This is a genomic window from Amycolatopsis sp. NPDC021455 (assembly GCF_040640995.1).
GTDB lineage: Bacteria > Actinomycetota > Actinomycetes > Mycobacteriales > Pseudonocardiaceae > Amycolatopsis.
Genome location: NZ_JBFACT010000004.1, coordinates 69,562 through 92,401 on the forward strand (window position 1 = coordinate 69,562; position 22,840 = coordinate 92,401).

At 72.1% G+C, this 22,840-nt stretch carries 21 protein-coding genes; 14 read left to right on the top strand and 7 right to left on the bottom strand.

Features of this window, described 5'->3' with window-relative positions:
- The 5 genes from AB0G28_RS07760 (at position 1) to AB0G28_RS07780 (ending at position 5,319) form a co-directional block, all read left to right on the top strand.
- Complete coding sequence (locus AB0G28_RS07760; RefSeq protein ID WP_361084357.1) at positions 1-1,440, top strand: glycoside hydrolase family 3 N-terminal domain-containing protein; 1,440 nt, start codon at positions 1-3, stop codon at positions 1,438-1,440.
- 110 nt (positions 1,441-1,550) lie between these two features.
- Complete coding sequence (locus tag AB0G28_RS07765; protein WP_361084360.1) at positions 1,551-2,309, top strand: hypothetical protein; 759 nt, start codon at positions 1,551-1,553, stop codon at positions 2,307-2,309.
- A gap of 126 nt (positions 2,310-2,435) precedes the next feature.
- Entirely contained in the window at positions 2,436-3,875 is a 1,440-nt protein-coding gene (locus AB0G28_RS07770) for a family 43 glycosylhydrolase (RefSeq protein ID WP_361084363.1), read from the top strand.
- Positions 3,876-4,018: 143 nt separating this feature from the next.
- Positions 4,019-5,071 (top strand): hypothetical protein, encoded by a 1,053-nt coding sequence (locus tag AB0G28_RS07775; protein ID WP_361084366.1) that lies wholly within the window; start codon positions 4,019-4,021, stop codon positions 5,069-5,071.
- Complete coding sequence (locus AB0G28_RS07780; RefSeq protein WP_361084368.1) at positions 5,068-5,319, top strand: hypothetical protein; 252 nt, start codon at positions 5,068-5,070, stop codon at positions 5,317-5,319. The genes AB0G28_RS07775 and AB0G28_RS07780 overlap by 4 nt, the downstream gene beginning before the upstream one ends.
- A gap of 14 nt (positions 5,320-5,333) precedes the next feature.
- On the opposite strand, the gene AB0G28_RS07785 is transcribed toward AB0G28_RS07780, so the two are convergent.
- A complete protein-coding gene (locus tag AB0G28_RS07785; protein WP_361084371.1) occupies positions 5,334-5,867 on the bottom strand; it encodes a winged helix-turn-helix domain-containing protein in 534 nt (177 codons plus the stop codon).
- A gap of 65 nt (positions 5,868-5,932) precedes the next feature.
- Here AB0G28_RS07785 and AB0G28_RS07790 point away from each other — a divergent pair, with 65 nt between their 5' ends.
- Positions 5,933-7,156, top strand: coding sequence for an MFS transporter (locus tag AB0G28_RS07790; RefSeq protein WP_361084374.1), 1,224 nt, complete (start codon positions 5,933-5,935; stop codon positions 7,154-7,156).
- On the opposite strand, the gene AB0G28_RS07795 is transcribed toward AB0G28_RS07790, so the two are convergent.
- The 3 genes from AB0G28_RS07795 to AB0G28_RS07805 form a co-directional block, all read right to left on the bottom strand.
- Complete coding sequence (locus tag AB0G28_RS07795; RefSeq protein ID WP_361084377.1) at positions 7,146-7,502, bottom strand: MmcQ/YjbR family DNA-binding protein; 357 nt, start codon at positions 7,500-7,502, stop codon at positions 7,146-7,148. The two genes, AB0G28_RS07790 and AB0G28_RS07795, sit on opposite strands and share 11 nt — an antisense overlap.
- Positions 7,503-7,564: 62 nt before the next feature.
- A complete protein-coding gene (locus tag AB0G28_RS07800; protein WP_361084379.1) occupies positions 7,565-8,995 on the bottom strand; it encodes a DUF1996 domain-containing protein in 1,431 nt (476 codons plus the stop codon).
- Between the two features lie 579 nt (positions 8,996-9,574).
- On the bottom strand, positions 9,575-10,192 hold the full coding sequence (locus AB0G28_RS07805; protein WP_361084382.1) for a sigma-70 family RNA polymerase sigma factor: 618 nt from the start codon (positions 10,190-10,192) through the stop codon (positions 9,575-9,577).
- Positions 10,193-10,435: 243 nt separating this feature from the next.
- Between AB0G28_RS07805 and AB0G28_RS07810 the strand changes: the two genes are divergently transcribed.
- The 4 genes from AB0G28_RS07810 (at position 10,436) to AB0G28_RS07825 (ending at position 13,690) form a co-directional block, all read left to right on the top strand.
- On the top strand, positions 10,436-10,837 hold the full coding sequence (locus tag AB0G28_RS07810) for a pyridoxamine 5'-phosphate oxidase family protein (protein ID WP_361084385.1): 402 nt from the start codon (positions 10,436-10,438) through the stop codon (positions 10,835-10,837).
- Between the two features lie 149 nt (positions 10,838-10,986).
- Positions 10,987-12,489: a GAF domain-containing protein gene (locus AB0G28_RS07815; protein WP_361085283.1), complete on the top strand. Its 1,503-nt coding sequence runs from the start codon at positions 10,987-10,989 to the stop codon at positions 12,487-12,489.
- Complete coding sequence (locus AB0G28_RS07820; RefSeq protein WP_361084388.1) at positions 12,486-13,145, top strand: response regulator transcription factor; 660 nt, start codon at positions 12,486-12,488, stop codon at positions 13,143-13,145. Before AB0G28_RS07815 ends, AB0G28_RS07820 begins: the two co-directional genes overlap by 4 nt.
- Positions 13,146-13,255: 110 nt before the next feature.
- Complete coding sequence (locus AB0G28_RS07825) at positions 13,256-13,690, top strand: hypothetical protein (RefSeq protein WP_361084391.1); 435 nt, start codon at positions 13,256-13,258, stop codon at positions 13,688-13,690.
- A 131-nt stretch (positions 13,691-13,821) separates the two neighbouring features.
- Here AB0G28_RS07825 and AB0G28_RS07830 read toward each other — a convergent pair whose 3' ends face one another.
- Both AB0G28_RS07830 and folE read right to left on the bottom strand, forming a co-directional pair.
- On the bottom strand, positions 13,822-15,027 hold the full coding sequence (locus AB0G28_RS07830) for an FAD-dependent oxidoreductase (RefSeq protein ID WP_361084393.1): 1,206 nt from the start codon (positions 15,025-15,027) through the stop codon (positions 13,822-13,824).
- On the bottom strand, positions 15,027-15,647 hold the full coding sequence (gene folE, locus AB0G28_RS07835) for a GTP cyclohydrolase I FolE (RefSeq protein ID WP_361084396.1): 621 nt from the start codon (positions 15,645-15,647) through the stop codon (positions 15,027-15,029). The genes AB0G28_RS07830 and folE overlap by 1 nt, the downstream gene beginning before the upstream one ends.
- 88 nt (positions 15,648-15,735) lie before the next feature.
- Between folE and AB0G28_RS07840 the strand changes: the two genes are divergently transcribed.
- The 4 genes from AB0G28_RS07840 to AB0G28_RS07855 all read left to right on the top strand — a co-directional run bounded on the left by AB0G28_RS07840 (position 15,736) and on the right by AB0G28_RS07855 (position 22,086).
- The gene (locus tag AB0G28_RS07840) at positions 15,736-16,392 is read left to right on the top strand and encodes a helix-turn-helix domain-containing protein (RefSeq protein WP_361084399.1); all 657 of its coding nucleotides are present in this window, start codon (positions 15,736-15,738) and stop codon (positions 16,390-16,392) included.
- A 39-nt stretch (positions 16,393-16,431) separates the two neighbouring features.
- The gene (locus tag AB0G28_RS07845; RefSeq protein ID WP_361084401.1) at positions 16,432-16,635 is read left to right on the top strand and encodes a hypothetical protein; all 204 of its coding nucleotides are present in this window, start codon (positions 16,432-16,434) and stop codon (positions 16,633-16,635) included.
- Between the two features lie 83 nt (positions 16,636-16,718).
- A complete protein-coding gene (locus AB0G28_RS07850) occupies positions 16,719-17,762 on the top strand; it encodes a LacI family DNA-binding transcriptional regulator (RefSeq protein WP_361085286.1) in 1,044 nt (347 codons plus the stop codon).
- 214 nt (positions 17,763-17,976) lie between these two features.
- On the top strand, positions 17,977-22,086 hold the full coding sequence (locus AB0G28_RS07855; protein ID WP_361084404.1) for a beta-galactosidase: 4,110 nt from the start codon (positions 17,977-17,979) through the stop codon (positions 22,084-22,086).
- Here AB0G28_RS07855 and AB0G28_RS07860 read toward each other — a convergent pair.
- Positions 22,067-22,765 (bottom strand): DUF6008 family protein, encoded by a 699-nt coding sequence (locus AB0G28_RS07860; RefSeq protein WP_361084407.1) that lies wholly within the window; start codon positions 22,763-22,765, stop codon positions 22,067-22,069. The two genes, AB0G28_RS07855 and AB0G28_RS07860, sit on opposite strands and share 20 nt — an antisense overlap.
- Between the last annotated feature and the right edge of the window lie 75 nt (positions 22,766-22,840).

Below are 22,840 nucleotides of genomic sequence, written 5' to 3' on the forward strand. Positions count from 1 at the left end.
GTGCCGTCTCCGGAGCAACTCGCCGAAGCCGTCCTCCTGCCCGGGTTCGCCGGGACCACCGCGCCGGACTGGCTGCGCCGCCGGATCGCCGCCGGACTGGGCGGGGTGGTCCTGTTCGGCCGCAACGTCGTCGACGACGAGCAGGTCGCCGCGCTCACCGCGCAGCTGCGGGGGGAGCGGGACGGTGTCGTGGTCGGGATCGACGAGGAGGGCGGCGACGTCACCCGCCTCGACGTGAACACCGGGTCGTTCGTACCGGGCCCGCTCGCCCTCGGCGCGGCCGGCGACCCGGAGCTGACCACCGCCGTCGCCGCGGCGCTCGGCGAACGCCTGGCGGCCTGCGGCGTCACGCTGAACCTCGCGCCGTGCGCGGACCTGACGCTGGCGGCCGAGGACCCGATCATCGGCGTCCGGGCGTTCGGGTCCGACCCGGCGAAGGCGTCGCCGCACGTCGCGGCGTACGTGACGGGCCTGCAGAAGTACGGCGTCGCGGCGTGCGCCAAGCACTTCCCCGGCCACGGCGCGGCGACCGAGGACTCCCACGTCGCCCTGCCGGTGCTGCCCCGCACCCCGGCGGAGCTGTCGGAGATCGAGCTGGTCCCGTTCGCCGCGGCGATCCGGGCCGGGGCGCGCTCGGTCATGTCGGGCCACCTGGTCGTGCGGGCCTGGGGCGACGAGCCGGCGACGCTCAACCGGACGGCGCTCACCGGCGTCCTGCGCGGTGAGCTCGGCTTCACCGGCGCGGTGATCACCGACGCCCTCGAGATGGGCGCGGTGTCCGGCGCGTACGGGCGCCACGACGGTCTCGGCCGGTCCGCCGTGCGGGCCCTCGAAGCGGGCGCGGACGCGCTCTGCCTGGGCGGCGCGGCGTTCGAAGCCGACCACCTGGACGCGTGCGTGGCGGCGATCGTCGCGGCGGTGTCGTCGGGCGAGCTGCCGCTGGAGCGGCTGGCCGAGGCGGCTTCGCGGACGGCGGCGCTGGGCACCGACCCCGCGCCGGCGAAGGTCGGCCCGGTCGACCGGCGGCTCGGCCTCGAAGCGGCCCACAGGGCACTGCGGATCCGCGGTGAAGTCCGGCTCGACGGCCCGCCGCTGGTCGTCGACGTCCGGACCGAGCCGACCATCGCGGCCGGTCCGATGCCGTGGGGCCTCGGCCCGCACCTCACCGAGCTGGTGCCGGGCACGCGAGTCCTCACCGTGACGCCTGATGACGCCGAAGCGGTGCTCGAAGCGGCCAAGGAGTTCCGCAGCGTCGTCGTGGTCACCCGGGAGGCCCACCGGCACCCGCGAGTCCGCGCCCTGCTCACCGCGTTGTCCACTGTGGACTTCATTCGCGTGGAGACCGGGGTGCCGGGGCCCGACGACGGCGACGGGCCGCGGATCGACACGTTCGGCGGCTCGTACGTCAGCCTGCGTGCCGCGGCCGAGTACCTGGCCTGAAATCGTTTCGTCCCTTTTGTCGTATCTCCAGAAGTCCGGCCCGCGTTTGTACGGGGCTTGTACCGGTGGCCGCCATTCTTGCCGCACACCGAAAACTGGAGGACGGAACAATGAACATGGGGATCGTGAAGCGCGTGGCCGGGGTGGCCGGTATCGCCGCGGCGATCGCGGTCGTCGGCGCGAGCCCGGCATTCGCGGCGACGGGGACGGTGCACACCGACTCCGGCGCGGCGCTGACCGTGCGGGCCTCCGCGAGCACCAGCGCCGCCTCCGTCGGCACCATCGCCGACGGCACCGCGGTGACCATCACCTGCCAGACCAACGGCTCGACGGTCGACGGCAAGTACGGCACCAGCGACATCTGGGACAAGGTGGGCAACGGCTACATCAGCGACGCCTACGTCTACACCGGCTCGGACGGCCGCGTGGCCCCCGACTGCGACGGCACGACGCAGACCTGCTCCACCGCGGGCCTCGGGGACCACAAGACCTGCGACGAGGCGGTCGCCTACGCCAAGACCCGCATCCACACCAACAACATCGACTCCTACGACGGCTGGTGCGACCGGATCAACGCCCAGAACTACGGTTTCTCCGCATCCGGCTCGGAAACCGCCTACATCCACTGGACCCAGATCCCGTCCTCGTACAAGCACCCGGGTGACTACCAGGTCCCGGCCGGCGGCCTCGCCTTCTTCAAGAGCAGCGGTGCCGGGCACACGATGATCTCGATCGGCGGCGGCGAGTTCCTGTCGAACGACATCCACGGCGCGGGCAGCTACACCAAGACGACGATCGCGGAGATCAAGCAGAAGTGGGGCCAGACCTACCTCGGCTGGTCGCAGCCGTGGTTCAAGGTGAACCACTGACGCGGTGGCGGCGTAACGCGAACGGGCCCCTGTCCACCTCCCCCGGACAGGGGCCCGTCCGCGTCCCGGCGATACGGCAGGATCGCGTTCGGCTTCTCCTGTTTCTCCGCAGCGAAGGGGACACCGATGACGGTCCCGATCATCCCGGGATTCCACCCCGACCCGTCCGTCTGCCGGGTCGGCGGTACCTACTACCTGGCGAACTCGAGCTTCGAGTACGTGCCCGGCGTCCCGATCCGCCGCAGCACCGACCTCGTCACGTGGGAACTGGTGGGCCACGCGCTCACCCGGCCCGGCCAGCTGGCGCCGAACGAGGGCGTGGCGAGCGGCGGCATCTTCGCCCCCACCCTGCGTCACCACGACGGCCGGTTCTTCCTCGTGACGACCAACGTCCACGAGCCGCGCGGGCACCTGATCGTGACCGCGGAGGACCCGGCCGGTCCGTGGTCCGACCCGGTGTACGTGGCCGGCACGGTGGGCATCGACCCGGACCTCTGCTGGGACGACGCGGGGGTCTGTCACCTCACGTGGGCGTCGTTCCACCCGGCGCTGACCGGCATCGCGAGCGTGCCGATCGACCCGGGCACCGGCGCGATGCTCGCCGAGCCGCGGCTGCTCTGGAACGGCACCGGCCTCGCGGCGCCCGAGGGGCCGCACCTGTACCGCGTCGGCGGCTGGTGGTACCTGATGCTGGCGGAAGGCGGCACCGAACGCGGCCACGCCGTCACGATCGCGCGTGCCCGCGCTCTGGAGGGTCCGTACGAGCCCGCGCCGGCGAACCCGATCCTGACGCACCGCAGCACGACCCACCCGGTCCAGAACACCGGGCACGGCGACCTCGTCGAGTGCGCCGACGGCAGCTGGGCCATGGTGTACCTGGGAGTCCGGCCACGCGGCAAGACACCGCAGTTCCACGTCAACGGCCGCGAGACGTTCCTGGCCGGCGTGGACTGGGTGGACGGCTGGCCGGTGGTGGACGAGAACCGGTTCGCGATCGAGCCGGGGGACAACAGCTTCACGGACGGCTTCGCCACGGCGTCGCTCCACCCGCGCTGGGTGGCACCGGGCGCGGGACCGGAGACGTTCACCCAGTGGGCCGGACCGGCCGAGCTGGTGCTCACCGGCGGCCGGGCCCTGCTGACCCGGGCGCTCGACGAGCAGTGGACCGCCTCGGCGTCGCTGGACGTCTCCGGTGGCACGGCGAAGTTCGTGGTCCGCCTCGACGACCGGCACTGGTACGGGCTGACTGCCGACGGTGAATCGGTGACCGCGACGGTCGTCATCGGCCCGGCGGTCCGCGCCGTCGCGAAAGTCGCGTCCGGTCCTCGGGTGTCGTTGCGGATCCGCGCGCTTCCGGGGGTGTCGCAGGAGCCGGACCTTCTCGAGCTCTCCGTGGTCCGGGAGGACGGGCGGGCGGAGGTGCTCGGCTCGTTCGACGGAAGGTATCTGTCCACAGAGGTCGCGAGCGGCTTCACCGGCCGCATGATCGGCGTGGAAGTCCTCGACGGCACGGCGACGCTGCGCGAGTTCCGCTATTCATCGGATGTGGGCACGGCCCAGCCTTGAACGGCCGGGCACTGCCGGCCGTTTGTGATAACCTGCGTCCCGCAACCGTGAAGGCATGGATGGTGTCATTCGCCCGGCACTCGGAATGACGAACCACCGAAGGCTCTTGACCATCACGACGACCTGTGGCAACCGGACGCCCTGTGGGCACGAATGCCGAGCGTAGCTCGTTTCTTGTCGCCGAGCCGGGTGGCGATGGGGAGGGTGCTGCCGTGGGCCGGACGCCGTGCCATGGGGATATCTTTCTTCGCCGGATGTGCACCGGCGAGAACCATCAGGAAGCCGCCGTCGCGGTCCGGCGAGCGATCGCCGGGGGTGATTCGCGGGCGGTGCTGCCGGACGCGAAGTCGCCGAGCCAGCGTGTGCTCGAAACGTCGCTGCTGCTGGCCATCCGTGACAGCGCTCCCCGGATCTCGGACCCTCGACCGTATCGCGGTCACAAAGTGTTCCGCGCGGTGAGTCCCCGGCCGGACGCCCTGGTGGTCGACCTGGTGGATGGCGTCGCCGAACGGTTTTTCCGCGCCTTGCTGCCACCGGTGATGCCTTATGAGGGCGGTGTGGGCGTACCGGGCCTGCGTGTCGTCCCCGCCAAGCGTCACCTGGCCCTTCACCTTCTCGACCGCGGCGGTCACCTGACCGATGCCCGCGTCCTCGTCCGCGGGATCGACCAGCTGAGCTGGCGGCGGATCTGGGCCGGTATCAGGGATTCCTTCGACAACGGCTACGAGTGCGTCAACGTGGATCTCCGGCGCACACCGGAACTCCGGCCCGGCGAGATCGACGGCTGGAGCTTCCAGCGCAGGTGCTGCGGGCCCATCGCGTTGGGCAGCGCCTTGCTTCGCCGGATCGGCCTGCTGGCCGAAGCGTTCGCGCTGGACGTGTGGCCCGGTAACGGTGACACCGTCATCAACGTCGAAATCCGCGACGGGCCGGCGATCCGTTCGGTCATGCGGTTTCTCCGGGAGCCACGGTTCGGTGTCATCCGCGACAGCGTCGTCGAGCTGGACGAGGAACTCGCCGACGACTCGTACGTGCGGATTTCGGAAACGAATCCCGCTCCGGGCAGGTTCACCGGCGATCCTTCGTCCCTGCTCGAGCCTCCTGGACTCGTCTTGAGGAGACTCGGCAAAGTGGTCGCGGGACGACTCGATCTCCTGCTGTCCACCGCGGACGAGCTGCCGGACGGTGGCCGGTGACCAAGAAGACCGGAAAGCCGCCGCGGACCGTTCTCGGCCTGATCGACAAGGTCCTGGACGACAACGCTCGTACCCTGCGCGCCGTCCTGCTGATACTCGTGGCCACCGGGTGTCTGGCTGTCATCGCCTCCGCTCTCGGCCCTCGGACGGGAGAGCCCTGGCTCGGCTGGGCCGGGATCGGCGGCGTTCTGGCGCTGGCCGGCGGAAGGCGGGCCCGCAAGCGCTTCGGTGGCCACCGCCGGGAGTAACCGAAGTGCGTCGTTCAACCCCCACCGGACTTGACGTGGTGCAGCACGAAGATCCCGCCGACCGGCGGGCGGCCGGCCCGCTCGTGGTCGGTGGCCACGTACTCGTCCAGGACCGCCAGGATCCGGCGGTCGAGCTCCTCGACCTCGTCGGGGGACAGGTGCAGCAGGAACTTCTCGTGCACCGCCACCGAGTCCGGGCCCGCCTCGCGCAGCTCCTCCTGGAAGATCTCGATGGGCGCGAACCGCGTCTCGGCGTCCGCGGTCGCCAGGGGGCCGTCCAGCCACCACGTCTCGTTGTTCGAGCGGTACGGCTTCTCCAGCGCGCCGCTCGGGCCCGTGCGCACCGGGGCCGGCTCCAGGAGGCCCGCGGCCACCAGCTGCCGCACGTGGTGGAGCACCGTGCCGGGGTCGCGGCCGAGGCGGTCGGCCAGCTGCTTGTTCGTCAGCTCCTCGACCAGGCACAGCCGCATGATGCGCAGCCGCAGCGGGTGGCCCAGTGCCTTTGCTTCCTCGGGGGTCGCGGGACGGCGGCGACGGGGCTCGGTCATGAACGCAGCGTAGTCGATCGCTCCATCGATGGAGAAAAGTCCATCGATGTGCGATCCTCGATCAGGTGAACGGACTCGGAGGTACCTACTGGCGGCTGTGGTCGGCCGCCGGGCTGTCCAGTCTCGCCGACGGCCTCTTGAAGGTCGCCCTGCCGCTGGTCGCCGTCGGCTACACCCGCGAGCCGGTGCTCATCGCGGGCCTGGCCTTCGCCTTCAGCCTGCCGTGGCTGCTCTTCGCGCTGCCCGCCGGCGCGCTCGTCGACCGGCTCGACCGAAGGCGCGCCATGCTCACCGCGAACGTCCTCCGCGGCGGGCTGCTCGGCGGCGTGCTGCTCCTGACCGTGCTGGGCGGGGGATCGATCTGGGCGCTGTACGTCGTCGCGCTCGGGGCCGGCTCCGCCGAGACCGTCTACGACACCGCGGCGCAGTCGATCGTGCCGCAGGTCGTCGGCCGGACCCGGCTGGCGCGCGCCAACGGCCGGATGTACGCCGTCGAGCAGACCGCCAACGAGTTCGCCGGCCCGCCGCTGGCGGGACTGCTGGCCGCGGCCGGTGCCGCGGCTGCGTTCGGTACGCCGGTGGCGTTGTGGGCGGCGGCGGTCGCGACCCTGCTGCTGGTGCGCGGCTCCTACCGCGTTCCCCGCGAGGAGCACACGACACTGCGCGCGGACATCGCCGAAGGGCTGCGGTTCCTCTGGCACCACAAGGTCCTGCGGACGTTCACCGTCATGGTCGGCACGTTCAACTTCGCCACCGGCGCGACCTTCGCCGTCCTCGTCCTCTACGCGGTCGGCCCGGGCTCGCCGATGAGCCTGTCCGCACCGGCCTTCGGGCTGCTGATGGCGAGCGTCGCCGCGGGCAGCCTGGCCGGGTCGGTCCTCGCCGAGCCGGTCGAACGGCGGCTCGGCCGCGTCCGCGCGCTGTGGGTGTCGTGGCTCGCCGGCGGGCTCACGGTCGGCGTGCTCGCGGTGTCCGCCGACCCGTACGTGGTCGGCGTGGTGTTCTTCGCCGGCGGCGCGGGACTCCTGGTGTCGAACGTGGTCATGGTGTCGCTGCGCCAGCGGCTCACCCCCGACCGGTTGCTCGGCAGGCTCAACAGCAGCCACCGGCTCGTGGCCTGGGGCACCAAGTCCCTCGGCGCCCTGGCCGGCGGCACGATCGCGCAGGCAGCCGGCCTGCACGCGGTGTTCGTCCTGATGGCCGTGCTCGCATTCGGTGCGGTGGCCGGGCTCTTCGTCGTGACGGAAGACGCGCTCGCGGCGGCCGAACGCGACGCGGTCACTCGCTGAAAGGGTGGGTCCGGAGGTATTCGGTCCAGACCTTCTTCGGCACGCACATGCGCCACGCGTCCAGGACGAGCTCGCGCATCTCGTCCGGATCGAGCGCCGCCAGGCGGCAGCGGACCCACTGGTAGCGCAGGTCCGCCGGCTCGGGCATCAGGAACTTCTCCGGTTCGCCCGTCACCAGCGCTTCCCGCTGTTCGCGGGGATAGGCGAAACCCATCAGGGTTTCGTCCCGCGACAGCGCGAGGAACACGATCCGGCCGATCCGGAACTTGATCCGGTCGCGCACCACCGCTTCGTAAGCGCGGGGGAGGGTGGCCGCGAACGCGCGGACGTCGTCACCGGTGACCATGCTCCCCATCCAAGCAAAGGCCGGCGGCGCGCCATCCCCGGGCGCGCCGCCGGAACCTCCGGTCACGCCCGGCAGGTCCGTCCGCGGTTGACGCAGTTGACCAGTCCGTTCATGATCCGCTGCGACATCACGTTGGCGAAGTCGTCGTGGTCGGACCCCGGGTTGTGCTTCTCCTGCGGGAAAGCGTCCACTTTGTACTGCTTCTTCACCTGGATGTCGTGCGGGATGTCGTAGGTCAGCGAGATCTGCAGCTGCGGCACGGCCTTGAACCCCTTGGCGCACCGGCCGAACTGGTCCGGGAACACGATGTGCGTGCGGTGGTTGGCGCTGTCGGTGTTCTTCCCGTCCCAGCAGCTCGGGAACGTGTGGATGCGCTTGACCTTGCTGTTCGGCGGGCAGATCGGGTACTTGTCCGTGACGCGGTTCTCGAACCCGGTGCACGTCCAGCTCGCGCGGGCGTTGGCCGGCCCGTTGGTCGACACCTTCGCGTCGCCGTAGAGCACGCGCAGGAAGCGCGGCATCGCCACGACCTTGCCCACCGGGCTGCCGCGGAAGGTGATCTGCACCCGCTGCGGGCGCAGGATCTTGCCGTCGTTGCCGGGCAGCTCGTTGTTCTCGTCCTGGCCGGGCAGCGCGCCCCCGGCCGTGGTGCTCGGCGGTGGCGTGGGCGTTCCGGTGTCCTTGCCCGGCTTGGTCGTGCACGGCGCGAGCCCGCCCAGGTCGCCGGGCTTCGGCGCGAACCGGCCGATCGCGATCGCGATCCGGTCGATGATCGCGGCACGCCGGTCCTTCAGCGGGTTCAGGATCGCGTTGCGCACGAAGTCCGGGCCGCCCTGCCCCTGCGTCGCCGCGATGCGCTTGTTGGCCTCGTCGGCCTGGTTGTCGAGCTGGTCGAGGTTGCTGTCGACCTCCGCCATGGCCTGGTCGGGGATGTCGGTGAGCTTGCTGGCGACGTCCGGGCAGGACACCTGGACGGTCTTCGACTCCTGGTCGGCCTGGGCGCGGTCGCCGTCGGGCTTCTTGGCGGGCTCGTTCTTCTCCTCCTCGCCGGTGTCGATGCGGACGACGGGCCAGAAGTAGGCGGACTTGTCGCCGTTGCGGCAGGTGGTGCCGGCCTTGAGGAGGCTCTTGTTGTTGGAGTCGGCGTTGGTGGAGAGGTTGCCGACGTAGTCGTGCAGGTGCTGGGCGCCGTTGCGGACGCCGGGCTGGGCGATGAAGTTGTCGGGGTTGAAGTGCTGGTTCTCGTTGCGGCCGCAGTCCACGGTGAAGGTGCCCGTCGACGCGCCGGTGACCGGCCGCGGGTCGAACTGGTTCGGCTGCACCTTGAGGATGTCGACGAAGAACGCGGGGTTCGCCTCGTCGGCGCTGGCTTCGCCGGTGTTGCCGGTGGTCGTGGCAACGACGATGCCGCCGACGGCGATGGCGAGGGCCAGACCGCCGGTCGCGATCTTCGTGCGTTTGGACAGGCGATGGCGCCCTTGGGTGCGGGACATGGGGGATTCCTCCGGGGTGTCGGGCTGGCGGGAAGGCACGACACTGAACGGGACGAGCGCAGGCTCGTTCCCAACAGGTTCGGTCCTAGCAGGGGTTTCGTCGGCACGGATCGATTCCCGGCTGGTCCACTGACCCGACATCAGTGGGCGCGCGGCCACCTGCCCGCGGCCGCGCCGTCAACCGGCTGGTTATCGTTCCGTGATGGAACCTACACGGGGGTTTGACACCGGGCAAGAAGGGATTTCGGCCCATCACGAACCGTCAGGGCAGGATTCGGTCTCCGTAGCCGGAGGTGGCGGGGAAAGGCCGCCGGGAATTGCCGAAGAATTGCGCGCGGGTGTGGCCGGCCCGGCGGTGGGGCCGTCCGTGTGCCGTCGCGGTCTCCGGGATGCCGGGAGTGGGGGGCTGTGACCAGCGGGTTTTCCGTGGGGTGAAGTTCGCCGGAGAAACTTTGAACCGATCCGAACCCACGACCGTATCCCCGAGTGAGGCGTGGCGAATGCCCGCGAGCCGGGCGAGCGACGTGAATGACACATTCATGTCCGCCGCCGCGATGAATGGACCATTCACGACGCGGTTCAGGAAGCACGTTTCTGCGCGAGGAGGCCACGCCGCAAGGTGGTGAGCGCGCGGTGCTGGGCGACGCGCACCGCGCCCGCGCTGCTGAGGCCGACCGCGGTGGCCGTCTCTTCGGCCGAAAGGCCGAGGATGATGCGCAGCACCAGGATCTCGCGCTGGCGCGGCGGAAGCGTGTCGAGCAGCCCGGTCGACCAGTCGAGCGCGGCGGAGCGCTCGACCTCCTCGCCCGTCGGGTCCGCGCCCACCCACCGGTCCGCGGGCGGTTCGGCGACCGGGCTGGTGCGGTCGCGTGCCCGCTGCCGGTGGAAGTCGGACACCTTGTGCGCGGCGATGCCGAAGACGAACGGCACGAAGGCGTCGGCGTCGTGGTGGTAGTCCGGCAAGGCACGCACGATCGCCAGTAACACGTCCTGCGCGCAGTCCTCCGCGTCGGACGAGCCGTCCTGCCACGTGCGGAGCCGGCCGAGGCAGTAGCGGAACACCACCGGGCGCAGCGCGTGCAGCAGCCCGCTCACCGCGGCGCGGTTCCCGCGCACCGCCGACCGGACGAGCGCCGGGTCGACCGTGAGCGTCGCCGCGGCGGGGGTGCGGTCGTTCCCGGCGGAGTGCGGCGGCATCGGTCTCACCCCTTCCCACGCGCTCCTGACGACGGACAGTCACGACGCTAGGTCGCCCGGCGTGGCCGTCGCACCGGCCGGCCGGCCACCTTGATCCGGGTCTTCCGGCCCTGGCGCCGGAGGCCGCGATGTGCCCCGGCCGCCGCCGTCGCGGCGGCCGGGCCTAACGGCCCTATCGGCGGACCGGGTGAACCGATCACGCTGGTGGCCGGGGTATTCACAGGAGAAACACAGGTACGCGCGATGGTGGACGACGTGGGCTTCGGGCTGCTGCTGGACCGGCAGCAGTGCCTCGCCCTGCTTCGATCGGCGACCCTCGGCCGGGTGATCTTCACCCACCGGGCGATGCCTGCCGTGCGCCCGGTGCGCTTCACCGTCGTCGACGACGCCGTGGTCTTCGCCGTCCCGGCGGGCAGCCCCCTCTACGCGGGCGCGCGCGACGCCGTCGTCGCCTTCGAAGCCGACGAGTTCGCCGCCGACTTCGGCGCCGGGTGGTACGTCAGCCTGCTGGGGCGGGCCACCGAGTCCGTCGCCGCCGACCTCGGCGAGAGCACCTGCCCCTGCCGGCCCCCGGCCGGCCGCCGGTTCCTGCGCATCCCGGCCGAGACCATCACCGGCCACCGCGTCACCTGCCACGCGGAGTAACAAACCCACTGCGTTCCTCGACCCACCGGATGGACGAACCGGATTGGGCCGACACGGGCAGTCGCCTGTGGCACCCTGGACGGCCCGGGGCAGGCCCGGGAATCGGCGGAACCAGCGGGGTCGTGGCGGACGTGGCGGACGAGATCAGCATGTCGGCGATCCTCGCCGCCGTGGGCGGCATCGCCCGCGAGCTGGAGCTGCCGGCCCTGCTGAACCGCGCGATCACGGCGACCTGCGAGCTGCTCGGCGCCCGGCGCGGCCGGCTGGACCTGCCCGAGGGCGGCGTCGCCCGGTACGGCGGCGGCGACCCCGGCGCCGGCGCGGTAGAGCTGCCGGTCCGGGCGGGCGAGCGGACGTTCGGGACGCTCGTGGTCGAACCCGGTGACGGCGGCGAGTTCGGCCGCCGCGAGCGGGAGGTGCTGGGCGCGCTCACCGCGGCGACCGGGATGGCCGTGGAAAAGGCCCTGCTCGTCGACCAGATGCGCCGCCGCGAACGCTGGCTCGAGGCGTCCTACGACGTCACCAGGGCCCTGCTCGCCGCGGAGGACCTGCACGACACGCTCCGGCTGGTCGCCGAACGCGCCCGCGTCGTCGCCGGCGGGACCGCGGGCGCGATCGCGCGGCCCGACGGCCCGGGGCAGCTGGTGTTCGCCGTCGTCGAGCCGCCGGGCGAGGACGCCGACCGCCTCACCGGCCTGACCGTGCCGACCGAGGGCACCGCCACCGGGATGGCGTTCACCACCCGCCACCCGGTCGTGGTGCGCGACTACGGCGAACGCGTGCAGGAACAGCAGCGCGACCGGGCCGGGGCGATGCCGGCGATGATCAAGGACCTGGACTCGGCGATCTCGGTGCCGCTGATCGTCGGCGACGAGACGCTCGGCGTGCTGGTGGTCGCCAAGTTCCGCGACCGGTCGCCGTTCACCGACTCCGACGTCCAGCTGGCCGAGACGTTCGCCGGGCACGCCGCGCTCGCCGTCGAGTTCTCGCGGGCCCAGGAGGCGAGGCAGCAGCTGGCGGTCTTCTCCGACCGCGACCGGATCGCCCGCGACCTGCACGACCTGGTGATCCAGCGGCTGTTCGCGACCGGGCTCGGGCTGGAGGGCGTCAGCAGGCTGATCGCCGACGAGGGTGTCGCCGCGCGCGTCGCCGGGTTCGCCCAGGACCTCGACGGCACGATCCGGGAGATCCGCAACAGCATCTTCTCGCTGCAGGCCCCCGCGCAGGCCCACGGCAGTCTCCGCGCGGAGCTGCTGCGGGTGGCGGTGGACGCCCGGGACGCGCTCGGCTTCGAACCGCGCGTCGGCTTCGACGGGCCGCTGGACGCCGCGGTGCCGGACGCCGTCCGCTCGGACCTGATCGCGTCCCTGCGCGAAGCGCTGACGAACGTCGCGCGCCACGCTCGGGCGAGCTCGTCGTCGGTCGAGGTCACCGTGGACGGGCTGGGCCGGCGGCTGAGCCTGGTGGTGCGGGACGACGGCGCCGGCCCGCCGCGGGAGGCCGGCCGGATCAGCGGGCTCGCCAACCTGGCCGCGCGGGCGGCCCGGTGGGGCGGGAACTGTGTGCTGGCGGCCGCCGAGGGCGGCGGTGCGCGGCTGGAATGGACCGCCGAGCTGCCGGCGCGGACCGGCGAGCAGGGGAGTGGACGATGACGATCGCGGTGTTCCTGCTGGACGACCACGAGCTGGTCCGGACCGGGCTGAAGACCGTCTTCGAGAGCGAAACCGACATCGAGGTGGTCGGGGAGGCGGGCACGGCGGCCGAGGCGCTGGTCCGGATCCCGCAGGCCCGCCCCGACGTGGCGATCCTCGACGTCCGGCTGCCGGACGGCGAGGGCGTGGCGGTGTGCCGGGAGATCCGGTCCACGGTGGAGCCGCCGCCGGCGTGCCTGATGCTGACGTCCTATTCGGACGACGACGCGCTGTTCGGCGCGATCATGGCGGGCGCGGCCGGCTACATGCTGAAGCAGGTCTCCGGCCGGTCCCTGGTGGAGGCCGTCCGGACGGTCGCCGCCGGTGGCTCGCTGCTGGACGTCACGCTCACCGCGTCGGTGATGAACAAGCTGCGCGGCGCGGACGTGGCGGCCCCGGACCCGCGGTACGAGCAGCTCAGCCCGCAGGAGCGGCGCGTGCTGGACCTCGTCGCGGAGGGCCTGACGAACCGGCAGATCGCCGAGCGGCTCTTCCTGGCGGAGAAGACCGTGAAGAACTACGTGTCGTCGGTGCTGCACAAGCTCGGGGTCGAGCGGCGCACCTCGGCGGCGGTGTACATGTCCCAGCGACGCGCCGAACCGGGACGATCGGGCTGATCCGGCGCCTGTTCGGGCGAAACGGGTGGGGCGTCCGACGTATCTGGGCGCCGGTGGAGTACACCTATCGGGTGACGGCACGGACTTGCGTGCGCGGTGGAGGGGACGGCATGGCGGGGTTGTCGGGCGGGGACTATGTCACGCGGCAGATCCGGGCACTCGCGGAAGCGGTGCGCCGGGAAGGGGCGGGCGGAGTAGGCACACGCAGCTTCCAGCTGGCGGAGCACCTGGCGGCGGAGGGCGGCGTCCACCGCGGCGACATCCTGACGGCCACGGCGACGCTCCTGGCGATGACGGCCTGGTGCGACGGCGAAGCGGAAGCGGCCCGCCGGTTCGCGGAGCGCGCGGGCGAGCACGACGAGGAGTCCCGCGAGCTGGTGACCCACCTGCTCCGGCTGGAGGCCGGAGCCGACCAGGGCTGGCTGCCGCAGGACCAGGCCGAGGCGTTGCTGGAGTACGCGCGGCGAGCGAGCCGGGGAGACCTGGCGACGCGAGCGCGGGCGCTCGCCGGCGTACGCCGTGGTCGCCACCGCCGCGAGGACTGACCGGTCGCGCTCACCCGGCCGCAAAACACCCCAATGTGGCGTTGGGTGCGTTGGACGCACCGAACGCCACATTGGGTGCGTTGGACGCACCCAACGCCACATTGGGGCGCTTGGGGCCTGAGCCGAGCGAGTCAGCTCTTGAGCGGCTGCGCGGGGTCGGCGAGCCGGTCCGGGTCCACGCTCTGTCCACTGAGGATCAGCTCGCGGACCGCGTCCAGGCCCTCGTCCCACTGGTTGACGTGCATGCCCGCCACCACGCGGTCGCCGGTCAGCCAGAACGCGTGGAACGCCTCGCCCTCGCCCCGGGTGACCACCCGGTCGTAGCCTCCCGGCGGGAACCAGCCGGTGAACTCCATGCCGGCGTCGTACTGGTCCGAGAAGAAGTACGGCAGTTCCTCGTAGCCCGCGCCGCGGCCGAGCATCGAGCGTGCCGCCGCCGGGCCGCCGTTGGTGGCCGCCGCCCAGTGCTCGACGCGGACCCGGCGTCCGTAGCGCTCCTGCCAGACGCTCGCGACGTCGCCCGCCGCGTACACGTCCGGGTCTTCCGTGCGCAGGGCCGCGTCGACGCAGACGCCGTCGTCGACGGCCAGGCCCGCGTCGGCGGCCAGCTGGGTTTCGGGCCGGGCGCCGATGCCGACGATCACCACGTCGGCGGGGATCTCGCCGTCCTCGGTCAGCACCGCCGAGACCGCCGTGTCGCCCGCGAAGCCCGTCACCCCGGTGCCCAGCCGCAGCTCCACGCCGTGGCGGCGGTGCAGGTCCGCGAAGAACCCGCCCACCTCCGGCCCGAGCGCGGCGTGCAGCGGCGCCGGGCTCGGCTCGACGACCGTCACCTCGCAGCCGTAGTGCCGGGCGGCCGCCGCGGTCTCCAGGCCGATCCAGCCCGCGCCCGCCACGACGACCCGGCCACCGGAGGCCAGGGCCTCGCGCAGGCGGTCGGCGTGGGCGAGCCGTCGGAGGTAGTGGACGCCCTTCAGGTCGTTGCCCGGCACTCGCAGCCGCCGCGGGGACGCGCCGGTGGCCAGCAGCAGCTTCGTGTAGCCCAGCCGTTCCCCGTCGGCCAGCTCGATCTCGTGGGCGGCGCGGTCCAGCGCGGTGACGCGCCGTCCGGTCAGCACCTCGATCTCCTGCTCGGCGTACCACTTCTCGTCGTGGACGAAGACCGACGCCCGGTCCTCCTGGCCCAGCAGGTAACCCTTCGACAGCGGCGGCCGCTCGTACGGCAGGTCCGGCTCGGCGCCGACGAGGACCACGCGCCCGGTGAACCCTTCGGCCCGCAGGGTTTCGGCGGCTTTCGCGCCGGTCAGCCCGGCGCCCACGATGACGAAGGTGTCCATCACGCGCTCACCCCGGTCAGCGCGAAGAACTCCTGCCGCGTCTTGGGTTCTTCGCGGAGCAGGCCGTGCAGCGACGACGTGACGGTGAGCGCACCGGTCGCCCGCACGCCGCGCAGCGACATGCACAGGTGCTCGGCTTCGATCACCACGCCGACGCCCTGGGGCTCCAGGTGCTCCTGCAGCCAGTCCGCGACCTGCTTGGTCAGCCGCTCCTGCACCTGCAGGTCCCGCGCGAACAGCTCGACGACGCGGGCGAGCTTCGACAGCCCGAGGATCCGCTCGCCGGGCAGGTAGCCCACGTGCGCGACGCCGCGGAAGGGCAGCAGGTGGTGCTCGCACAGCGACTGCACCGGGATGCTCTTCGCCAGCACGAGCTCGTCGTAGCCCTCGTCGTTGGGGAACGTCGTCAGCTGGAAGTCGCGCGGCCGCAGCATCTCCGCGTACGCCTGGGCCACCCGCCGCGGCGTGTCGCCCAGGTGCTCCGACGCCGGGTCCTTGCCGAGCGCCCGCAGCAGGTCGGCGACCGCGCGCTCGGCCTCGTGCAGGTCGACGTCGTCGCGGTCGTGGACGACACCGAGGTGCCGCAGCGGTACCGGTGCGCTGACGGAATCGACGGTCACGGTGGTGCCTCCTTCTAAAACCAAGTCCAGCCGACGTTAGAAGGCCGCGGGGGTTTTCGTCAACAGGTATGTGTTTTAGAATGCGGTGATGCACGAACCCCAGGCGGGAGCGCTCGCCGCGGTGGCCGCGCTCGACGAGCCGACCCGGCGCCGGCTGTACGAGTACGTCGTCCGCCGGCCCGAGCCGGTGAGCCGCGACGACGTCGCCGCGGCCCTCGGTGTGCCCCGCGCGACCGTCGCGTTCCACCTCGACCGCCTGGTGGACGAGCGGCTCCTGGCCGTCGGCCACGAACGCCGCACCGGCCGCAGCGGCCCGGGCGCGGGCCGTCCGGCGAAGCTGTACCGCCGGTCCGACCGGCAGGTGAGCGTCTCCCTGCCCGAGCGTCAGTACGAACTGGCCGGTCAGCTCCTCGCGGCCGCCGTGGAAGAGGCCGACGAAACCGGGGGCTCGCCCCGGGAGATCCTCGGGCGGCGGGCCCGCGAACGAGGGGCGGAACTCGCCGCCGGCGCCCCGGACATCCTGGACACGCTCGAAGAACACGGCTTCGAGCCGCGTGCCGAGGACGGTGAGGTCCTGCTGGGCAACTGCCCGTTCCACCAGCTGGCCCGCACGCACACGCGGCTGGTGTGCGAGATGAACCTCGGCCTGGTCGAAGGCATGCTCGCCGGCACGGGCGAGGGCGGGCTGCGCGCCCGGCTGGAGCCGCACCCGGGGTTCTGCTGCGTCCGCCTCGCCCCCGGCTGACCGGCCGAACGCCACCGCGGCCCCCGGGCAACAACGGGTATGCACAGGCGAAACGCGATGCTGCTGGCCTTCTCGAGTGCCGGCGTCGTGGTGGCGATCCTGCTCGTGGCCGCGGCGATGCGGCCGCCGGAACCGGACGGGGCGCCGCTCGTGCCCGGGCCGCCCGTGGTGACGAGTGTGGCCACGACGGCGACGTCGGCGCCGCCCGAGACCACAATGGAGCGAAAGCCTCGCCGGGGCTGACGCGGCGCGGGACGCACGGTGACCGCCCGTTCGGCGGTACGGTCTCGTGCGTGGTGACACGGCACGACGTGGAGGGGGCCAGAGTGGTGGACCGGGTGAAGCCGGGGGAGCAGGCGAGGACGTCTCCGCCGGGGCCGCGGCAACCGAGCCTGGCCGACGTCGCCGGCCTGGCCGGCGTCTCGCACATGACCGTCTCGCGCGTGGTCAACGAAAGCGGCCCGGTGCGCCCGGAAACCCGCGAAAGGGTCCTCGCCGCCGTGCAGGAGCTGGGCTACCGGCCCAACACCGCCGCGCGGGCGCTGGTCACCGGCCGCTCCGGCACGCTCGGCGTGGTCGCGCTGGAGTCCAATCTGTACGGTCCGGCGAGCACCCTGTACGGCATCGAGAACGCGGCGCGGGAAGCCGGCTACGGCGTGGCGATCTGCAGCGTGACGCGGCCGGGGCGGACGTCGATCGGCGACGCGGTGGAAAGCCTGCGGCGCCAGGCGGTCGAGGGCATCGTCGTGATCGCCCCGCACGTCACGGCCGGGCGGGCCCTCGCGGCGGCGCCTTCGGACATCCCGCTGGTGGCGGTCGGCGGTGGCGAGAAGGCGCCGGTGCCGGTCATCTCGGTCGACCAGTACGACGGCGCCCGCCTCGCCACCGAGCACCTGCTGGGGCTCGGGCACCGGACGGTCTGGCACCTCGCCGGGCCGGAGGACTGGCTGGAGGCGCGGGACCGGGAACGCGGCTGGCGGGACACCCTGGAACGGCGCGGCCTGCGGGTACCCGCGGTCGTGCGGGGCGACTGGAGCCCGCGTTCGGGCTACGAGGCGGGCCGCGCGCTCGTCGGCAAGCGCGGGCTCAAGGCGGTCTTCTCGGCCAACGACCAGATGGCGCTGGGCCTGCTGCGGGCGTTCACCGAAGCCGGGATCCGGGTGCCGGAGGACGTCCACGTCGCCGGCTTCGACGACGTGCCCGAGGCCGAGTACTTCACCCCGCCGCTGACGACCGTGCGCCAGGACTTCATCGAGGTCGGCCGCCGCACCTTCGGGCTCCTCGAGGAGCGGATGGGCGGCGGGGACGCCCGCGCCCGGCACCTCGTGCCGGCCGAGCTCGTCGTCCGGGAGAGCACCAGCAAGCGCTGAGCCGAACGCCCCAATGTGGCGTTGGTTGCGTCCAACGCACCCAATGTGGCGTTCGGTGCGTCCAACGCACCCAACGCCACATTGGGGCGCATCCTGTTAGCGCTAACACGACGACGGCACTGATCCATCTCGGTGTTGTTTCTTGACCGCTCCTGTGTAGTCGGCAAAGGATCCTGTTCGATTCTGGTTCGGCGTTGCTCCAGGAGGTCCCCGCATGCGCTCCGCCCGCCGTGCTCGTCCCCGTGCGCTGCTCACCACCCTTCTCGCCGTTCTCTTCGGCTTGGCCGGCCTGGTCCTCCCCCACGCCGCGGCCGCGGCGCCGGCCCCGAAGCCCGCGCACACCGTCACCTACGACGGCTACTCGTTCCTCGTCGACGGCAAGCGGACCTACCTGTGGTCGGGCGAGTTCCACTCCTACCGGCTGCCCAGCCCCGACCTGTGGCTCGACATCTTCCAGAAGATGAAGGCGGCCGGCTTCAACGCGACGTCGCTCTACTTCGACTGGGGCTACCACTCGCCGCGGCAGGGCGTCTACGACTTCACCGGCATCCGGGACCTCGACAAGCTGCTCGACATGGCGCAGCAGGCCGGGCTCTACGTCATCGCGCGGCCCGGCCCGTACATCAACGCCGAGGTCGACGGCGGCGGGTTCCCGACCTGGCTGTCCACCACCCCGGGCCACACCCGCAGCGCCGACCCGGTGTACCTGAAGTACTCCGACGAGTGGCAGACGCAGATCGACCGCATCATCGCGCGCCACCAGCTGACCGACGGCACCGGCAGCGTGCTCGCCTACCAGGTCGAGAACGAGTACTACAACGGCAACGCCGACGGCCGCGCCTACATGAAGCACCTCGAGGACAAGGCCCGCGCCGACGGCATCACCGTCCCGCTGGTGGGCAACAACAACGGCACCTTCAACGCCGGCGACGCCGCACTCGACGTCGACGCCGCCGACTCCTACCCGCAGGGCTTCGACTGCTCGAACCCGACGCGCTGGAACGGCGTGCCGGACATCAGCTACGACCACGTCCCCGGCAAGCCGCTGATCACCGCCGAGTTCCAGGGCGGCGCGTTCGACCCGTGGGGCGGCCCGGGCTACGAGAAGTGCGCCCAGTTGATCAACGACCAGTTCGCCAACGTCTTCTACAAGCAGAACATCGCCGTCGGCGCCACCGGCCAGAGCTTCTACATGCTGCACGGCGGCACGTCCTGGGGCTGGAGCGCGATCCCGCAGAACTACACCTCCTACGACTACGGCGCGGCGATCACCGAGGCCCGGCAGTTCGACCCGAAGTACGCCGAAGACAAGCTGATCGGCTACTTCACCCAGTCCGTCGCCCCGCTGACCAAGACCGACGGGCTCGGCTCCGCGCCGCTGACCGACGCGGCCCTCACCGACACCGCCCGGATCAACCCCGACACCCGCACGCAGTTCCACACCCTGCGGCACGGCGACTCGACCTCGACCGCCACGAACACCACCAGCGTCGCGCTCGACCTCGCCGCGCACGCCGGCTACACCTACGACGACCGCGCCGGCGAGGTGGCCTACACCGGCACCTGGAGCCACGTCGGGCCCGAGGTCAACTACACCGGCGGCGACTACCAGCACACCGAGTCGTTCTCGAACGTCACCGGCGACAGCGTCAGCATCCCGTTCACCGGCACCGGGATCCGCTGGGTGACCTCCAAGGACCCGAGCCACGGCATCGCCGACGTCTACCTCGACGACGCGAAGGTCGGCACGGTCGACCTCTACGCGGGGAGCAAGCAGAACCAGGTCACCGGCTACGAGGTGCGCGACCTGCCCGCCGGGGCGCACACGCTGAAGATCGTCGTCACCGGGCAGAAGAACGCGAAGGCGACCGGCCCGTACGTCGTCGTGGACGCCGTCGACCTGCTGTCCGGCAGCGCCGACTACTACCCGGTCGTGCCGCAGCAGCCCGGCACCGGCATCACGCTCAACGGCCGCCAGTCGAAGATCCTCGTCGCCGGCTACGACCTCGGCGCCACGCGGATGCAGTACTCGACCTCGGAGATCCTGACGACCGCGGCCATCGGCGACCGCGACGTCGCCGTGCTCTACGGCGACAAGGGCGGCCCCGGCGAAACCGTCCTGCGGTTCGCGAAGCAGCCGTCGGTCCAGGTGCTCGACGGCACCGCGACGAGCACGTGGGACGCCGCCCGCGGCGACCTGCGGCTGAACTACAGCCACGACGGCCTGACCCGCGTGCTCGTCACCGCGCCCGGCGCGCGGCCGCTGCTCCTGCTGCTCGCGGACAAGGCCACCGCGGCGACGTTCTGGCGCCAGGACACCGCGGCCGGCCCGGTGCTGGTCCGCGGCACGCACCTGGTGCGCACCGCGGCCGACCAGTACGGCATCCTGTCGCTGACCGGCGACACCGGCACCGACGGCGCGTTCGAGGTCTTCAGCACGGCGAAGCTGGTGCTGTGGAACGGTTCCTGGGTCCCGACGAAGCCGACGTCGAGCGGCAGCGTCACGGGTGCGGCCCCGACCGCCAAGGCCGTCACGCTGCCCGCGCTGACCGGCTGGAAGCACCAGCAGGAGTCGCCGGAGAGCCAACCGGGGTTCGACGACTCGGCGTGGCCGGTGGCGGACAAGGAAACCACCAACAGCTCGACGGCGCTCGGCACGAAACCGGTGCTCTTCGCCGACGACTACGGCTTCCACACCGGCAACACCTGGTACCGCGGCCACTTCACCGGCGACGGGAAGCAGACCGGGATCACCCTGTCGAGCCAGAGCGGCGGGCCGGCGGGCGCGTTCTCGGCGTGGCTCAACGGCGTCTTCCTCGGCAGCTCGACCAGCCCGCAACACACGTTCACGTTCCCGGCCGGCTCGCTGAAGCAGGGCGACAACGAGATCTCCGTGCTGACCGTGAACATGGGCCACGAGGAGGACTACGGCGCCAGCAACGGCAACAAGGCCGCCCGCGGGCTCACCGCCGCGCGGCTCACCGGCACCCCGCTGACGTCGGTGACCTGGCGCCTGCAGGGCGTCCGCGGCGGCGAGACCGGCCTGGACCCGGTGCGCGGGCCGCTCAACACCGGTGGCCTCTACGGCGAGCGCGCGGGCTGGTCGCTGCCCGGGTTCCCGGATCGCGGCTGGACGCCGGCGACGCTGCCGGCCAAGGACACCACTCCCGGTGTCTCGTGGTACCGGACCACCGCGGATCTCGACCTGCCGCGCGGCCAGGACACCTCGCTCGGCCTGACGATCACCGACGACCCGGCGCGGCAGTACCGCGCGCTGATCTTCGTCAACGGCTGGCAGCTCGGCCAGTACGTCAACTACCTGGGCCCGCAGCACAGCTTCCCGATCCCCACCGGCATCCTGAACCCGAACGGGCGCAACACGATCGCCGTCGCGGTGTGGAACCTCGACGGCAGCACGGGCGGTCTCGGCAAGATCGAGTGGACGAACTACGGCAGCTACCGTTCGCCGCTGACGGTCCGGCAGAACGCCTCGCCCGGTTACGACCCGGTGCGGTACGCGATGCCGCCGGCGCCGGCCACGGCCGTCTCGCTCACCGCGCCGGACACGGCTTCGGGCGGGCAGCCGTTCACCGCCTCGGCGACGGTCCGGGTCGCGGCGGGCGCGCCGCCGGCGTTCGACGTCAAGCCCGTGCTCACCGCCCCGGCCGGGTGGACGGTCGGCGCACCGTCACCGGCGTCGGTCCCGCGGATCGACGGCGGCGGGTCGGCGACGTTCTCGTGGGCCGTCACGCCTCCCTCCACAGTGGACACCGCGGCGCTGAAGGTGACGGTGGCGTACCGGCAGCCGGGCCGCCCGGGCTCGGTGACCGGGGAACGGATCGTCGGCGCGGTGCCTCCGGCGCCGCCCGCAGGGCAGGTGGCGGTCAGCTCGCTGCCGTTCCTGACCGCGACGAACGGCTGGGGCCCGGTCGAGCGCGACACGAGCAACGGCGAAGCCGCCGCCGGTGACGGCAAGCCGATGACCATCGGCGGGGTGTCCTACGCGAAGGGCCTCGGCGTCCACGCGGCCAGCGACGTCCAGCTCTACCTGGCGGGCACGTGCACCCGGCTGACGGCCTCGGTGGGCGTCGACGGTGAGATGGGCACCGGCGGCAGCGTCAGCTTCGCCGTCTCGGTGGACGGCACGACGAAGGTCACGACGCCGGTCGTCCGGGGCGGGCAGGCGGCGGTTCCGATCGACGTCGACGTCACCGGCGCCCAGGTCCTGGACCTGCTGGTGACCGACGGTGGCGACGGCAACGGGCAGGACCACGCGGACTGGGCGGTGCCGACGCTGACCTGCGTCACGCCGCCCGCTCGGTGACCGTCGGCAGCGGCCGGAGCACGAAGGTGGCGCGGACCTCCCGCCGTTCGCGCCACAGGTGGTACAGCGCGAGCCCGAAGATGATCGAGCCCATGACGTTCGCGGTGAAGTGCCACCAGACGCGGTAGGTGGTCAGCCCCGGGCCCGGGTCCACGAGACCGAAGAACGTGGACAGCCCGATGGCCCGGGGCGCGCCGAACGCGATGGACAGCGTCAGGACCAGGTGCTCCAGCCCGTGCAGGCCCTGCATCCAGACGCCCATCTTCGCCCAGCGGCGGGTGCGGGTACGCAGCGCGCGGCGGGTGATCACCATGACGCCCGCGAGTCCTGCGAGGAAGAGGAAGTTGCCGGTCAGGTGCAGCAGCTCCATGCCGAACGTCGGCCGGCCCGGCAGCACCATCTGCAGGCCGTTCGCCAGGCCGGTGCCCCACGGCGTCATCCAGGCCGGGGAGTTCGGGTGGCCGAGCCAGTACGCGGCCTGGGCGACGTGCTCCTGGAGGTGCCCGAGCTGCCCGAGGACGCCGAAGCCGATCACCGCGACCGAGCCGCGGTACACCCAGGGCCGCACCGGCCCGCGGTTCGCGTAGGCGAGGACGCCGACCGCCGTCCACATGGCCAGTGCCCAGAGCACCAGCAGCACCGCGCCCGCGGTGTCCCACCCCGACATCGGCATCGCCATCGCCGCCTCCACTCTTCGTCCCCTCGACGCTAACCGGCGGCCGTGCTCCCGGACGTCTTCCGGACTGCGCCGGGA